Source organism: Pseudomonas sp. B7 (genome assembly GCF_016735645.1).
GTDB lineage: Bacteria > Pseudomonadota > Gammaproteobacteria > Pseudomonadales > Pseudomonadaceae > Aquipseudomonas > Aquipseudomonas glycinae.
The window spans coordinates 217942-232542 of record NZ_JAERRE010000008.1 but is presented as its reverse complement, the minus strand read 5'-3'; the positions used below and the strand labels follow the sequence as shown (position 1 = coordinate 232542).

Sequence of the window (14601 nt, the reverse complement as noted above, 5' to 3'; positions counted from 1 at the left end):
CATTGGAACAACATAACATGTCGTCTCGAAAAAAGGCCTCCCTCCTCGGCCTGACCCTTGGCCTGCTGGGCGATCCCGCGTTTGCAGATGAACCGCAAACGCTTGAACTCGACGCCATCAGCGTCATCTCCGATTACGAATCCCCTGCCGGCCCGGTCAAAGGCTATCGCGCTACCCGCTCGTCCAGCGCCACCAAAACCGACACCGCGATCCGCGATATTCCGCAGGCCATCAGCGTGGTGCCCGCCAGCGTGCTCAAGGATCTGGGCAGCACCAGCGTAGAACGCGCGCTGGATTTCGCCGGTGGCGTGTCGAAGCAAAACAACTTCGGCGGCCTGACGCTTTACGAATACAGCGTGCGCGGCTTCACCACCTCTGAGTTTTACCAAGACGGTTTCAGCGCCAACCGTGGTTATCCGAGCACACCGGACGCCGCCAACATCGAGCGCATCGAAGTGCTAAAAGGACCGGCCGCCAGCCTGTATGGCCGAGGTGATCCGGGCGGCACGGTAAACATCGTCACCAAAAAACCGCAGCCAGCGGCCTTCACCACCCTGCAAACCAGCGCCGGCAGTTGGGATCGCTATCGCACCGCGCTGGACGTCAACACGCCGCTGGATGATCAGGGTGATGTGCTGTCGCGAATCAATCTCGCGGTCGAGGACAACAACAGCTTTCGCGACCACGTCGACAGTAAACGTGTATTCGTTGCCCCCTCTTTCAGTTGGCAGTTGAACCCGGACACCAGCCTGCTGGTGGAGAGCGAATTCGTGCGTCATAGCTCGACCTTCGACCGCGGCATCGTTGCACCTAACAATAAATGGAGCGGCGTCTCGCGCTCGACATTCCTGGGTGAGCCGAACGACGGCAACATCGACAACCACAACAACAGACTGCAAGCCACGCTTGAGCACCACCTCAACGATGCCTGGAAACTGCGCCTGGCCAGCCATTACAAGGAAGGCAAACTCTGGGGTTTCGCCTCCGAAAACCGTCCCTTGAATGCCGATGGCCACACCGTCAACCGCCGCTATCGCGAACGCGATACCAACTGGCACGACAGCATCACCCAACTGGAACTGCGCGGCCTGTTCGACCTCGGCACCTGGCAGCACGAACTGCTGATCGGCAGCGAGTACGAGAATTTCCGCAAGAACGAGCGCGTCACCACCATCGCCGGCGGGCCTTACGCCATCGATATCTATAACCCGGTGTACGGCCAGCCCAAACCCAACGGCGCACGCTCCGGTACAGACTTCTTCGAACACGTCGAAAGCCATGCGCTGAACCTGCAGGATCAAATCGTCTTCAGCGAAAAACTGCGCGGGATGATCGGGGCCCGATTCGAGCACTTCGAGCAAACCATCGATGACCACAGCCGCAACACCACCAGCCGCCAGACCCACGACGCGCTCACCCAACGTGCCGGCCTGCTCTATCAACTGACACCGGACACCGGCCTGTTCGCCAACGCCTCGACCTCATTCAAACCGAACAACGGCCTCGATGTGGCTGGCAAATCCTTCGATCCGGAAGAAGGCGTGGGTTACGAAATCGGGATCAAGAACGAGCTGTTCGACGAACGTTTAAGCAGCACCCTCGCCTTCTTCCATATCGACAAGGAAAACGTCCTCGCCCTCGACCCGGGCACCGATACCAGCCGCGCCATGGGCAAGGCCCGCAGCCGGGGTTTCGATCTGCAGGTCACCGGGCAAGTCACCGACGCCGTCAGGGTGATCGGCGCCTTCGCCTGGATCGACGCCGAAGTCACCAAGGGTGATGCCGCGATCCCCGCCGGTAGCCGCATCCTCGGGGTGGCCAAACGCAGCGGCAGCCTGCTGGGTGTCTACGAGTTTCAGGACGGCCGCTTGCGCGGCTCGGATATCGGCGCGGCGTTCACTTACGTCGGTGACCGCTCAGGTGAGTCCGGCAGCGATTTCGAGCTGCCGGCCTATCACACCGTCGACCTGCTGGCCCATTACAAGGCCAGCGACACCGTCACTCTCGGCCTGAACCTGAACAACCTGTTCGACGAAAAGTACTACGAGCGCTCGTACAGCAACTATTGGGTCAACCCCGGCGAGCCGCGCAATTTCACGGTCAGCCTGACATTCAACCTGTAAAAGGACGTCACCATGCATTTCGGCAAACTCTTATTGATCATCGCTGCGTTGTTCGCTGGCCAAGCATCAGCGCATGGTCTGTGGACCGAACAACGACGCGGCAATATCGAAGTGATCTACGGCCACGGCGCAGAAGACAACGCGTTCAAAGCGCAGAAAATCAGCGGTGCATGGGCATATGACGTCAGCGGCAAGATGATCCCGGTCAACGTGCAACGCCTGACCGATCATGCACGTCTGCAACCGCTGAAACCGCCGGCGGTAATGGCCGTGGCCCTGAACAATGGCATGTGGTCGCAAACCGCCGACAAGAAATGGGTCAACGAGGGGCGCAGCAAAGTCCCGGGCGCCATCGAGTCGACCGAGACCCTCAAGTACAGCCTGGCGATTTATCAGCCGGGAGCGAAGTTGCCCAAACTCGATCAGATCAAATTGCTGATTTTGCCGGAGGTCGATCCTCTGACCGTCGGCCCGGGGAAATCATTGCCGGTGCGGGTGTTGCTGGATGGCAAACCGGCAGCGGGCGTGAAGTTGATCGGTGACTACCGCAGCGCGCCGAATACCTTGAGCACTGAAACCGACAAGGACGGCCGCGCTCAGGTGCTGGTGCGTAACGAGGGATTGAATGTGATTGCAGCGCAGGTGGAGGTGCCGGTGAAGGACAATGCAGAGGTGAGCAGTCGGGGGTTATTCAGTTCGTTGACGTTCCTGGGCGAACCGCATCACGAATGAACCAACGCTGATCCCTGTGGGACGAAACCCACAGGGATCAGCGTCGTTTCAGAGTTCGCCCAGACCGTCGATCAACGCCTGATTCTGCTCCGGCGTGCCGATCGAGATCCGCAGGAACTGGGCAATCCGCTCCTGCTTGAAGTGGCGCACTATCACGCCCTGTTCACGCAGTTTGGCTGCCAGCCCCGCCGCATCGTGTTGCGGATGCCGGGCGAAGATGAAGTTCGCCGCTGACGGCAGCACTTCAAAGCCCTTGGCCTGCAACTGCGCAACCACCCATTCGCGACTCTCGATCACCAGTGCGCAGGTCTTGTCGAAGTATTCGCGATCCTCGAATGCCGCTGCAGCACCGACATTCGCCATGCGATCGATCGGGTAGGAGTTGAAGCTGTTCTTGATCCGCTCCAGCGCCTCGATCAGGTCCGGATGGCCGACCGCCAGACCGACCCGCAGGCCCGCCAGCGAACGGGACTTGGACAGGGTCTGAGTCACCAGCAGGTTCGGATAACGGTCCACCAGGCTGATCGCGGTTTCGCCGCCGAAGTCGATGTAGGCCTCGTCGACCACCACCACCGAATCCGGGCTGCCCTTGAGAATCTGCTCGACCGCTTCCAGCGCCAGCAGGCAACCGGTCGGTGCGTTCGGGTTGGGGAAAATGATCCCGCCGTTCGGCTTGGCGTAGTCAGCCGGGTTGATCCGGAACTGGGCATCCAGCGGCACCGCGTCGAAGGTGATGCCGTAAAGGCCGCAGTAGACCGGATAGAAGCTGTAGCTGATGTCCGGGAACAGGATCGGCTGATCGTGTTGCAGCAGACCGTGGAAGATGTGCGCCAGCACTTCATCCGAGCCGTTGCCGAGGAACACCTGATTGTTCTGTACGCCGTAGTACTTGGCGACGGCATTTTTCAACAGATCGCTGTTCGGATCCGGATACAGACGCAGGTTGTCGTTGAGTTCGGCCTGCATCGCCGCCAAGGCTTTTGGCGACGGGCCGTACGGGTTTTCGTTGGTATTGAGTTTGACCAGACGGGTCAACTTCGGCTGCTCGCCCGGCACGTAAGGCACCAGATCCTTGACGAACGGGCTCCAGAATTTGCTCATGTTCAGTTCCCCTTCACGTCGTCTTTGATGCGGTATTCGGCGCTACGCGCGTGGGCGCTCAGCGATTCGCCACGGGCCAGAATCGATGCAGTCTTGCCAAGCTCCGAAGCGCCGGCCTCGGAGCAGAAGATGATCGACGAGCGTTTCTGGAAGTCGTACACGCCCAGCGGCGAAGAGAAACGCGCAGTGCCGGAGGTCGGCAGCACGTGGTTCGGACCCGCGCAGTAGTCGCCCAGCGCCTCGGAGGTGTGGCGGCCCATGAAAATCGCGCCGGCGTGGCGGATCTGCGGCAGCCAGGCCTGAGGGTCGGCGACCGACAGCTCAAGGTGTTCCGGGGCAATGCGGTTGGCGACTTCGATGGCCTGGGCCATGTCGCGCACGTGAATCAGGGCACCACGGCCGTTGATCGAGGTTTCGATGATGGTTGCGCGATCCATGGTCGGCAGCAGCTTGTCGATGCTCGCGGCGACCTTGTCGAGGAACTCGGCGTCCGGGCTGACCAGAATCGCCTGGGCGTCTTCGTCGTGTTCGGCCTGGGAGAACAGGTCCATGGCGATCCAGTCCGGATCGGTCTGGCCGTCGCACACCACGAGGATTTCAGACGGGCCGGCAATCATGTCGATGCCGACCTGACCGAACACGTGACGCTTGGCAGTGGCGACATAGATGTTGCCCGGGCCGACGACCTTGTCCACCTGCGGCACGCTTTCGGTGCCATAGGCCAACGCAGCAACGGCTTGTGCGCCACCGATGGTGAACACCCGGTCGACGCCGGCAATGCACGCCGCCGCCAGCACCAGTTCGTTGACCTCGCCACGCGGGGTTGGCACCACCATGACCACTTCAGTCACGCCAGCGACCTTGGCCGGAATCGCATTCATCAACACCGACGACGGGTACGACGCCTTGCCGCCCGGCACATACAGACCGGCGCGATCCAGCGGCGTGACCTTCTGGCCCAGCACAGTGCCGTCGGCTTCGGTGTAGCTCCAGGAGTCCTGCTTCTGTTTTTCGTGATAGCTGCGCACACGGGCGGCGGCTTTTTCCAGCGCTTCGCGTTGAGCCACGGTGATACGGGTCAGGGCCAGTTCCAGACGCTCGCGCGGCAGGATCAGGTCTGCCATGGAGGCGACTTCGAGGCCGTCGAATTTCTGGGTGAACTCGACCAGCGCCGCGTCACCGCGCTCGCGCACAGCCTTGATGATGTCCAGCACCCGCTGATTGACCGAGTCGTCAGACACACTTTCCCAGCTCAGCAGATGATCCAGATGATGCGCGAAATCCGGGTCAGCAGCGTTGAGTCGGCGAATTGCAGTCGGTGCGGTCATAGCGAGAGCCTCATAGGAATGGCAAAAACTCAGGCGCCCTAACTTAGCAGTCGTTTCCGCTTGGGCACCTGAGATTCTGGCTATGAGGCGGATAGACGGGCGCGACTTAACGTCGCGCAGGTACATCAGCCGCGGTGTCGAGACTCCACTGCCTTGCGCAGGGTGTCGATCAACGCCTGGATTCGGGCGTGTTGCATTTTCATCGAAGCTTTATTGACCACCAGACGCGAGCTGATCGTGGCGATCAGTTCCTGGGGTTCCAGACCATTGGCACGCAGGGTGTTACCGGTGTCGACCACGTCGATGATCTTGTCGGCCAGACCGATCAGCGGTGCCAGCTCCATCGAGCCGTACAGCTTGATGATGTCGACCTGACGGCCCTGCTCGGCGTAATAACGCTTGGCGACATTGACGAATTTGGTGGCGACGCGCAGGCGGCCCTTGGGCTCGACCGCGCCGACCTTGCCGGCGGTCATCAGCTTGCACTGGGCAATCTGCAGGTCCAGCGGCTCGTACAGGCCCTGGCCGGTGTATTCCATCAGCACATCTTTACCGGCAACGCCGAGGTCGGCCGCGCCATGCTCGACATAGGTCGGCACGTCGGTGGCCCGCACGATCAACAGGCGAACGTCTTCCTGGGTCGTGGGGATGATCAGCTTGCGGCTCTTGTCCGGATTCTCGGTCGGCACGATGCCCGCTTCGGCGAGAAGCGGCAGGGTGTCGTCAAGGATGCGGCCCTTGGACAGTGCGATGGTCAACATGGGAAACGTCAGTCCTTATCAAGGTACTCATGTCCGGTCGCAATCGGCGCCGGACATACTTCGAGGGCGTTGCCACCCCCGATCAAAACGAATTCAACGGACACTTCCCTGTGTCCAGATGCAGCGATTAGCCCGGAACGCGACGGATCTTGGCGCCCAGCATCTGCAGTTTTTCCTCGATGCACTCGTAACCACGGTCGATGTGGTAGATGCGGTCGATCAGGGTATCGCCCTGTGCCACCAGCGCCGAAATCACCAGGCTCGCCGAAGCACGCAGGTCGGTTGCCATCACTGGCGCGCCCTTGAGTGTTTCGATACCGGTCACAATGGCGGTGTTGCCTTCGACCTGGATGTGCGCGCCCATGCGGTGCAGTTCGTACACGTGCATGAAGCGGTTTTCGAAGATCGTCTCGATCACGGCACCGGTGCCTTCGGCAATGGCGTTGAGCGAGATGAACTGCGCCTGCATGTCGGTCGGGAACGCCGGATACGGCGCAGTGCGCACGTTGACCGCTTTCGGGCGCTTGCCGTGCATGTTCAGCTCGATCCAGTCTTCACCACAGGTGATTTCTGCACCGGCTTCACGGAGTTTTTCCAGAACGGCTTCGAGGATGGTCGGATCGGTGTCCTTGACCTTCACGCGGCCACCGGTAACCGCAGCGGCCACCAGGTAGGTGCCGGTTTCGATACGGTCAGGCATGACCTTATAGAAGGCCGAGCCCAGACGCTCGACGCCGTCGATGGTGATGGTGTCGGTTCCGGCACCGGAAACCTTGGCACCCATGGCGTTGAGGAAGTTCGCCAGGTCGACCACTTCAGGTTCGCGAGCGGCGTTCTGCAACACGCTGCGGCCCTTGGCCAGAGCGGCAGCCATCATGATGTTCTCGGTACCGGTCACACTGACGGTATCGAAGAAGAAGTGCGCGCCGCGCAGGCCGCCTTCAGGCGCCTTGGCCTTGATGTAGCCGCCTTCGACATCGATGACTGCGCCCATGGCTTCCAGGCCACGGATGTGAAGGTCGACCGGACGCGAACCGATGGCGCAACCGCCAGGCAGTGCGACTTCGGCTTCACCGAAACGCGCAACCATCGGGCCCAGCACCAGGATCGACGCACGCATGGTTTTCACCAGTTCGTACGGGGCGATCAGGGTCTTGATGGTGCGCGGGTCGATTTCGACGCTGAGCTTCTCGTCGATCACAGGCTCGATGCCCATGCGACCGAACAGCTCGATCATGGTGGTGATGTCATGCAGGTGCGGCAGGTTGCCGACGGTAACCGGGCCATCGCACAGCAGGGTGGCGGCCAGGATCGGCAGGGCGGAGTTCTTCGCCCCGGAGATGCGGATCTCGCCATCAAGACGAGCGCCACCGGTAATAATCAATTTATCCATAAGAATCTCGACGCCCTAGGGCTCAGGTGCGCTCGGCCCAGGCCGCGCTGCTGAAAAATTTCATAGTGACCGCGTGGATGCTGCCATCGGCGATCCAAGGGTTCAAATGGGCATAGATGCTTTGCTGACGCTTGACCGGGCTCAACGCCGCCAGTTCATCACTAATCACGTTCAGCTGAAAGTTGCAGCCTTCGCCTTCAACTTCCACCTGCGTTCCTGGCAGCTTTCCTTCAAGGAAGCTCTTCACTTCTACGGCCTGCATGCTCAACCTCAATCGGCGCCCTGTGCGCACGGGTCGGACATCATACAAAAAAGCCCCGCGCCTGCGAACCCCGCTGCGCAGGACTCTGACGGGGGGCTTCTCTACTGATGCGGGTTCAGGGTTGCGCCAACAGCTCGGTCAGCTCGCTGACCTGAGCAATTTCGCGCATGTCTTCGGGCATCCCGCGAATGCTGACCGCCTTGCCGGCGGCCTTGGCATCGCGAATGAAGCACAGCAGCAGCGAAAGACCGACGCTGCTGGATTTCTCCACCGCCGAGCAATCGATCACCAATGCCGGGGCATTGCACGACTTGATCAGCGCCCGGCCCTGCTCGCGCAGATCAGGGCCGGTGCGGTAATCCAGCACACCGCTGAGCTGCAGCTCACTGGCTTCGTCCAGACGAATGGCCGACTCGGTCATTGGGCAGGCTTCTCGTTCTGCTCGGCCGACTGTTTGGCCTTGGCGACTTCCCCGGCCCAGCCGTTGATGGTCTTGTCCAGGTCGTTGCCATTGCGCTGCATTGCGTCGGCGAACTGATCACGGAACAGCTTGCCGATGTTGATGCCGTTGATGATCACGTTGCGCAGCTTCCACTCGCCGTTGATCTTCTCGAGGGTGTACGACACCGGATAGATCGCGCCATTGTTGCCCTTGACGGTCATGCCGACGCTGGTGCGGTCGCCCGACTCATCCTTGGGCGCATCCACGGTGATGCCCTGATTGTTGTACTCGAGCAAGGCGTTGCCGTAGAACTGGAACAGGCCGCGCTTGAAGTTTTCCTCGAAGGTCTTCATCTGCGCCGGGGTTGCCTTGCGCGAATACTTGACCGTCATGATGCTCTTGGAAATGCCCTCGGCATCCACGACCGGCCCGACGATGGTGTTCAGCGCCGTGTAGAAATCCTGCGGATCCTGCTTGTACTTCTCTTTATTGGCCGACAGATCGGCAAGCATCCGGTTTGTGGTGTCCTGAACCAGATCGTGCGCCGATTGTGCCGCCACGGCGTTAGCCACCAGCGGCAGCGTCGCAAGCAACACCAACAGGCCACGTCGCAAGGTAGAGATCATTCAAAAGCTCCTCATTTGGCGTCTTTGCTAACGGTATTGAGCAGGAATTTACCGATCAGGTCTTCCAGTACCAGAGACGACTGCGTGTCGTGGATGGTTCCACCATCCTTCAGGCGGGTGTCTTCCCCGCCCACGCTGATACCGATGTATTTCTCGCCCAGCAGACCCGCAGTCAGGATAGATGCTGTGGAGTCGGTCGGCAGATTGTCGACGCTTTTATCCACTTGCAGGGTCACCCGACCGGTGAAGCTGTCGCGGTCCAGATCGATCGCGGTGACCTTGCCGATGGTCACACCCGCCATGGTCACTTTGGCTCTGACCGTCAAACCGGCGATATTGTCGAAATACGCGTAAAGCTTGTAGGTATCGGTGGTCGAAGTCGGAGACAGGCCACTGACCCGCAGGGCCAGCAGCAACAAAGCCAGGATCCCTGCCAGCAGGAACAGGCCGACACCGATTTCCAGGGTGCGGTTTTGCATCAGAAATCTCCAAACATCAAAGCGGTCAGAATAAAGTCCAGGCCGAGTACTGCCAGCGAGGCGTAAACCACGGTCTTGGTGGTGGCACGACTGATCCCCTCGGAAGTGGGTTCGCAGTCATAGCCTTGAAATACGGCGATCCAGGTGACGACAAAAGCGAATACTGCACTTTTGATGATGCCGTTGAGCACATCGTCACCGAAGCTCACGCTGTTCTGCATGTTCGACCAGTAGGAACCTTCGTAGACGCCCAGCCAGTCGACGGCAACCCACGAACCGCCCCAGATGCCGACCACACTGAAGATCATCGCCAGTACCGGCAGGGAAATGAAGCCGGCCCAAAGGCGTGGGGCGATGATGTACTTGAGCGGGTCGACCCCTATCATCTCCAGGCTGGACAGCTGTTCGGTGGATTTCATGTTGCCGATTTCCGCCGTCAGCGCCGAACCGGCACGACCGGCAAACAACAGCGCGGTCACCACCGGCCCCAGCTCACGCAACAGGGTCAGCGCCACCATCTGCCCGACAGCCTGCTCCGAGCCGTAGCTCGACAGGATGTTGAAGCCCTGCAGGGCCAGCACCATGCCGATGAAAATCCCCGACACCACGATGATCACCAGCGACATCACGCCGACGGAATGCAGCTGTTTGACCAGCAGGCCGAAACCGCCGCCGATGCCGCCACGACCCAGCAAGGCATGAAACAGGAACAGGGTCGAACGCCCGAACACTGCGACGCTGTCGATTCCGGCGAGGCCGAAGCGACGCACACGCTCCATTAATGTAATTCTGCGCATCAGCGGCGCTTCCCCAGAAGATCGGCGCGGTAATCCGGCGCTGGAAAGTGATACGGCACCGGGCCGTCGGGTTCACCGGTCATGAATTGACGGATACGCGGATCGTCCGAGCTCATCAGTTCGTCCGGCGTGCCCTGTCCCAAAACCTGGCCATCGCCGACCACATAGATGTAGTCGGCGATGCTCGCGGTTTCGGCGAGGTCGTGGGACACCACGATGCTGGTGATCCCCAGGGCATCGTTGAGCAGACGGATCAGGCGAACCAGAACGCCCATGGCGATCGGATCCTGGCCGACGAACGGTTCGTCGTACATGAGGATCTGCGGGTCGAGGGCAATGGCCCGGGCCAGGGCGACGCGGCGTTTCATGCCGCCGGACAACTCGTCGGGCATCAGCTCGATCGCGCCGCGCAGGCCCACCGCCTGCAATTTGAGCAGCACGATGTCGCGGATCATCTCGTCCGGCAGGTCGGTATGAACACGCAGCGGGAAGGCGACGTTCTCGAACACATCGAGGTCGGTGAACAGCGCACCGCTCTGAAACAGCACGCCCATGTGCTTGCGCGCATCGAACAGATCGCTGCGCGACAGCTTCGGCAGGTTCTGGCCGTTGACCCAGACCTCGCCTTTGGATGGCCGCAACTGGGCGCCCATCAGGCGCAACAGCGTGGTCTTGCCACACCCGGAAGGCCCCATGATGCCGGTGACCTTGCCGCGCGGGATGCGGATATCGACGTTATTGAAAATGCTCCGCGCACCGCGCTTGAAGGAGACTCCCTTCAGCTCGACCGCGTAGGCGTTATCGGCACTCATCTAAACTCCTTGCGATGCAGCCTCTCACTCGGACGCCTGGCTTTCTTGAGAAAGCCCCTACATCCCGGGCAGGCCGAACTGGCGGCGAACTATATCACTGCAAAGGGCAAGCGCCCAAGGCCTGCACCGGTCCGCATTCTGCGAGTTGAAGGGCTTGAAGCCTTATTTATGGAGTTTTGGTAACGAGGAATGACAAAGCACGACGAACTTGCGTGAGGCTTTTCAACATAACCGCTATAATCGCCGCCTTTTCATCGGGCTATACGATTTCTGACATGAGCCAAACCAGCGACCTGATTCAATCGGCACAACGCACTATCCGCCTCGAAGTGGAAGCCGTACAAGGCTTGTTGCCCCATATCGACGCCGATTTCGTACGCGCTTGCGAGATGATTCTGGCCAGCAAGGGCCGTGTTGTCGTGGTCGGCATGGGCAAGTCCGGGCACATCGGCAACAAGATTGCCGCGACCCTGGCCAGCACCGGCACCCCGGCGTTCTTCGTGCACCCGGCCGAGGCGAGCCACGGCGACATGGGCATGATCACCCGTGACGACGTGATACTGGCCCTGTCGAACTCCGGCTCCACCAACGAAATCGTCACCCTGCTGCCACTGATCAAACGCCTGGGCATCCAGCTGATCAGCGTCACCGGCAACCCGCAATCGCCGCTGGCCAAGGCCGCCGAGGTCAACCTCAACGTTCACGTCGAACACGAAGCCTGCCCGCTGAACCTGGCACCGACCTCCTCGACCACCGCCGCGCTGGTCATGGGCGACGCCCTGGCCGTGGCGCTGCTGGAAGCGCGCGGTTTCACCGCCGAAGACTTCGCCTTTTCCCACCCGGGCGGCGCACTGGGCCGACGCCTGCTGCTGAAAGTGGAAAATGTCATGCACGCCGGCCAGGAACTGCCGCAGGTACAGCGCGGCACCCTGCTCAAGGACGCGCTGATGGAAATGACTCGCAAGGGTCTGGGCATGACCGTCATTCTTGAAGCGGACGGCAAACTGGCCGGAGTCTTCACTGACGGCGACCTGCGTCGCACTCTGGATCGCAGCATCGATATCCACAGCGCTACCATCGACCAGGTGATGACCGTGCACGGCAAGACCGCCCGCGCCGAGATGCTCGCCGCCGAAGCGCTGAAAATCATGGAAGACCACCGAATCAACGCGCTGGTTGTCGTGGATGAGGAGGATCGCCCGATCGGCGCCTTCAACCTCTCCGACCTGCTGCGCGCAGGAGTGATGTAAATGAGCACCGATCTGCTGCAACGCGGCAAAGCCATCAAACTGGCGGTATTCGACGTCGACGGTGTTCTCACCGACGGGCGCCTGTACTTCCTTGAAGACGGCAGCGAGTTCAAGACTTTCAATACGCTCGATGGCCAGGGCATCAAGATGCTGATGAACGCCGGCGTTCAGACCGCCATCATCAGCGGTCGCAAGACCCCGGTGGTCGAGCGTCGGGCAAAAAACCTGGGGATCCCGCACCTGTTTCAGGGCCGCGAAGACAAACTGGTGGTTCTCGACGGTCTTCTGCAGCAACTGGGCCTAAGCTATGAACAAGTGGCTTACCTTGGTGATGACCTGCCCGACCTGCCGGTGATCCGCCGTGTGGGGCTGGGCATGGCCGTAGCCAACGCCGCTGCCTTCGTGCGCGAACACGCTCATGGCGTCACCCAGGCCCGTGGCGGCGAAGGTGCCGCCCGCGAATTCTGCGAACTGATCCTGCGCGCCCAAGGCAGCCTCGACGCCGCCAACAACGCGTACCTGTGAGTCCAACCATGTTTAGCAAAAAGTTTCGCAACATCCTGCTGTTCGGTTGCATCGCAGCGATTTTCGGTGCGGTGGGCTACTGGAACATCAGCCCTGAGCGCTTTCTCGACAAGCCCCCCGTCTCGGCGGCGGAGAGCCCGATCGACTGGTATGCGACCAATACTCACACGATCCAGTACCTTGAAGACGGCAAAGTGCAGTACGAAATGACGTCCGAGAAGGCAGAGCACGTCAAGGTGACCGACATTACACTGGTCACCAAGCCCGATCTGAACATGTTCCGCGGCACCGATTTCCCATGGCACGTGACCAGTGAACGCGGTGAAGTGAACTCCGGTGGCACCGAGGTCGAGTTGATCGACTCGGTACGCGTCAAGCGCACCGACGAAAAGAACCGCGACACCTTGATCACCTCCACTCGCATGACGGTGTTCCCGCAGCAGCAATATGCGCAGACCCAGCAACCCGTTAGAATCGACGGCGCTGGCGGTGTATCGACTGGCGTGGGAATGAAAGCGTATTTGAAGGAAAGCAGGATACACCTGCTATCGAACGTAAGAGGACAGTATGAGGCTCGTTAAAACCCTCCCTATTTTGCTCAGTCTGGGCGCAGCACTGGGAAGCGTGAGCGCCTGGGCTCTGCCGAACGATAGTCAGCAACCGATCCGCATCCAGGCTGACGATGCTCAGCTCGATGACAAGAATGGCATCGCGACCTACAAGGGCGACGTGATCATTACCCAGGGCTCGATGATCGTCAAAGGCAATACCGTGACCATGACCCGTGCGCCCAATGGCGATATCGATGTCGTGACCTCGGTGGGCAACCTGGCCTACTTCGAGCAATTGCAGACCCAGGGCGACGCCAAGCCGGTCCAGGGCTACGGCGTGACCATTCAGTACCACGCGCAGCAGAACCGCGTTGTGCTGATCGACAAGGCCAAGGTCGTCGACAAGGACAACAACGTCACTCAAGGCGAAAAAATCGTCTATGACACGGTGAAGAAACTGGCCAGTGCCGGTCGCGCCACCGGCAGCAAGGTCACCGAAGCGCGTCCGCGCATCGACATGGTGATCCAGCCGAAGAAGAAAACCGACGAGAAGACCCAGTAATGGCAACCCTGAAAGCTCAGCACCTGGCCAAGGCCTATAAAAGCCGCCAGGTCGTGCGTGACGTCAGCCTGTCGATCGACAGCGGCCAGATCGTCGGCCTGCTCGGTCCGAACGGTGCAGGCAAGACCACCTGCTTCTACATGATCGTCGGCCTGGTTCAGGCCGATCAAGGTCGCGTACTGATCGACGACCTGGACGTCAGCCACCAGCCGATGCATGGCCGTGCGAAGGCCGGTATCGGCTATCTGCCGCAAGAAGCGTCGATCTTCCGCAAACTGTCGGTGGCCGACAACATCATGGCCATCCTCGAGACCCGTCAGGAACTCGACAAGGCAGGTCGTCGCAAGGAGCTGGAAAGCCTGCTGCAGGAATTCCACATCAGCCACATCCGCGACAACCTCGGCATGAGCCTGTCCGGTGGTGAGCGCCGCCGCGTGGAAATCGCCCGAGCGTTGGCCACGGCACCGAAATTCATCCTGCTCGACGAACCGTTCGCCGGTGTCGACCCGATCTCGGTCGGCGACATCAAGCAGATCATCCATCACCTCAAGGCCAAGGGGATCGGCGTACTGATCACCGACCACAACGTCCGCGAGACGCTGGATATCTGCGAAACCGCCTACATCGTCAACGACGGCCAGTTGATCGCCGAAGGCGACTCAGAAACCATCCTCGCCAACAATCTGGTGAAGGAAGTCTATCTGGGTCACGAGTTCCGCCTGTAAGCGTGACAGCATTCGACCAGCCGTCCGGGTGCTGTAACATTGAAGCGCCTTTTTATACGCTTTTATTGTTACAGCGCTCTAGGCAAACACGACAGTTTCAGGCATATAATTTGCTTAAGTTTGGCGCTTCGG

Annotated in this window: 17 protein-coding genes; 7 read left to right on the top strand and 10 right to left on the bottom strand. The window is 60.3% G+C overall.

Annotated features, from left to right (window positions below):
* Positions 1 to 17 precede the first annotated feature (17 nt).
* Together JKA62_RS19165 and JKA62_RS19160 are read left to right on the top strand one after the other, a co-directional pair.
* Positions 18 to 2123, top strand: a complete 2106-nt coding sequence (locus JKA62_RS19165) for a TonB-dependent siderophore receptor (protein WP_201819045.1) — start codon at positions 18 to 20, stop codon at positions 2121 to 2123.
* A gap of 12 nt (positions 2124 to 2135) precedes the next feature.
* Complete coding sequence (locus JKA62_RS19160; protein WP_011332482.1) at positions 2136 to 2855, top strand: DUF4198 domain-containing protein; 720 nt, start codon at positions 2136 to 2138, stop codon at positions 2853 to 2855.
* Between the two features lie 48 nt (positions 2856 to 2903).
* Here the strand turns inward: JKA62_RS19160 and hisC are convergent, their stop codons facing one another.
* The 10 genes from hisC to JKA62_RS19110 form a co-directional block, all read right to left on the bottom strand.
* Positions 2904 to 3956, bottom strand: coding sequence for a histidinol-phosphate transaminase (gene hisC, locus JKA62_RS19155; RefSeq protein ID WP_011332481.1), 1053 nt, complete (start codon positions 3954 to 3956; stop codon positions 2904 to 2906).
* A 2-nt stretch (positions 3957 to 3958) separates the two neighbouring features.
* On the bottom strand, positions 3959 to 5284 hold the full coding sequence (gene hisD / locus JKA62_RS19150; RefSeq protein WP_011332480.1) for a histidinol dehydrogenase: 1326 nt from the start codon (positions 5282 to 5284) through the stop codon (positions 3959 to 3961).
* Between the two features lie 125 nt (positions 5285 to 5409).
* A complete protein-coding gene (gene hisG, locus JKA62_RS19145) occupies positions 5410 to 6045 on the bottom strand; it encodes an ATP phosphoribosyltransferase (RefSeq protein ID WP_007953554.1) in 636 nt (211 codons plus the stop codon).
* Between the two features lie 127 nt (positions 6046 to 6172).
* A complete protein-coding gene (gene murA, locus JKA62_RS19140; RefSeq protein WP_007953555.1) occupies positions 6173 to 7438 on the bottom strand; it encodes a UDP-N-acetylglucosamine 1-carboxyvinyltransferase in 1266 nt (421 codons plus the stop codon).
* Positions 7439 to 7460: 22 nt separating this feature from the next.
* Positions 7461 to 7700, bottom strand: a complete 240-nt coding sequence (locus JKA62_RS19135; protein WP_007953556.1) for a BolA family protein — start codon at positions 7698 to 7700, stop codon at positions 7461 to 7463.
* 115 nt (positions 7701 to 7815) lie between these two features.
* The gene (locus JKA62_RS19130; RefSeq protein WP_007953557.1) at positions 7816 to 8121 is read right to left on the bottom strand and encodes an STAS domain-containing protein; all 306 of its coding nucleotides are present in this window, start codon (positions 8119 to 8121) and stop codon (positions 7816 to 7818) included.
* Positions 8118 to 8768 (bottom strand): MlaC/ttg2D family ABC transporter substrate-binding protein, encoded by a 651-nt coding sequence (locus tag JKA62_RS19125; RefSeq protein ID WP_011332479.1) that lies wholly within the window; start codon positions 8766 to 8768, stop codon positions 8118 to 8120. Before JKA62_RS19125 ends, JKA62_RS19130 begins: the two co-directional genes overlap by 4 nt.
* 11 nt (positions 8769 to 8779) lie before the next feature.
* The gene (gene mlaD, locus JKA62_RS19120) at positions 8780 to 9247 is read right to left on the bottom strand and encodes an outer membrane lipid asymmetry maintenance protein MlaD (protein ID WP_007953559.1); all 468 of its coding nucleotides are present in this window, start codon (positions 9245 to 9247) and stop codon (positions 8780 to 8782) included.
* The gene (mlaE, locus tag JKA62_RS19115) at positions 9247 to 10044 is read right to left on the bottom strand and encodes a lipid asymmetry maintenance ABC transporter permease subunit MlaE (protein WP_007953561.1); all 798 of its coding nucleotides are present in this window, start codon (positions 10042 to 10044) and stop codon (positions 9247 to 9249) included. The genes mlaD and mlaE overlap by 1 nt, the downstream gene beginning before the upstream one ends.
* Positions 10044 to 10856 carry an ATP-binding cassette domain-containing protein gene (locus JKA62_RS19110; protein ID WP_007953564.1) on the bottom strand — a complete coding sequence of 271 codons (813 nt, stop codon included), beginning with the start codon at positions 10854 to 10856 and terminating at the stop codon, positions 10044 to 10046. Before JKA62_RS19110 ends, mlaE begins: the two co-directional genes overlap by 1 nt.
* Before the next feature lie 275 nt (positions 10857 to 11131).
* Here JKA62_RS19110 and JKA62_RS19105 point away from each other — a divergent pair, with 275 nt between their 5' ends.
* Genes JKA62_RS19105 through lptB form a run of 5 tightly spaced genes read left to right on the top strand, consistent with a single transcriptional unit; the run spans position 11132 to position 14469 of the window.
* Positions 11132 to 12106 carry a KpsF/GutQ family sugar-phosphate isomerase gene (locus JKA62_RS19105; RefSeq protein WP_201819043.1) on the top strand — a complete coding sequence of 325 codons (975 nt, stop codon included), beginning with the start codon at positions 11132 to 11134 and terminating at the stop codon, positions 12104 to 12106.
* Positions 12107 to 12631 (top strand): KdsC family phosphatase, encoded by a 525-nt coding sequence (locus JKA62_RS19100; RefSeq protein ID WP_201819041.1) that lies wholly within the window; start codon positions 12107 to 12109, stop codon positions 12629 to 12631.
* An 8-nt stretch (positions 12632 to 12639) separates the two neighbouring features.
* Positions 12640 to 13212, top strand: coding sequence for an LPS export ABC transporter periplasmic protein LptC (gene lptC / locus JKA62_RS19095; RefSeq protein WP_011332475.1), 573 nt, complete (start codon positions 12640 to 12642; stop codon positions 13210 to 13212).
* Positions 13199 to 13744 carry a lipopolysaccharide transport periplasmic protein LptA gene (gene lptA, locus JKA62_RS19090; RefSeq protein WP_011332474.1) on the top strand — a complete coding sequence of 182 codons (546 nt, stop codon included), beginning with the start codon at positions 13199 to 13201 and terminating at the stop codon, positions 13742 to 13744. The genes lptC and lptA overlap by 14 nt, the downstream gene beginning before the upstream one ends.
* A complete protein-coding gene (lptB, locus tag JKA62_RS19085; RefSeq protein ID WP_011332473.1) occupies positions 13744 to 14469 on the top strand; it encodes an LPS export ABC transporter ATP-binding protein in 726 nt (241 codons plus the stop codon). Before lptA ends, lptB begins: the two co-directional genes overlap by 1 nt.
* Positions 14470 to 14601: the final 132 nt, after the last annotated feature.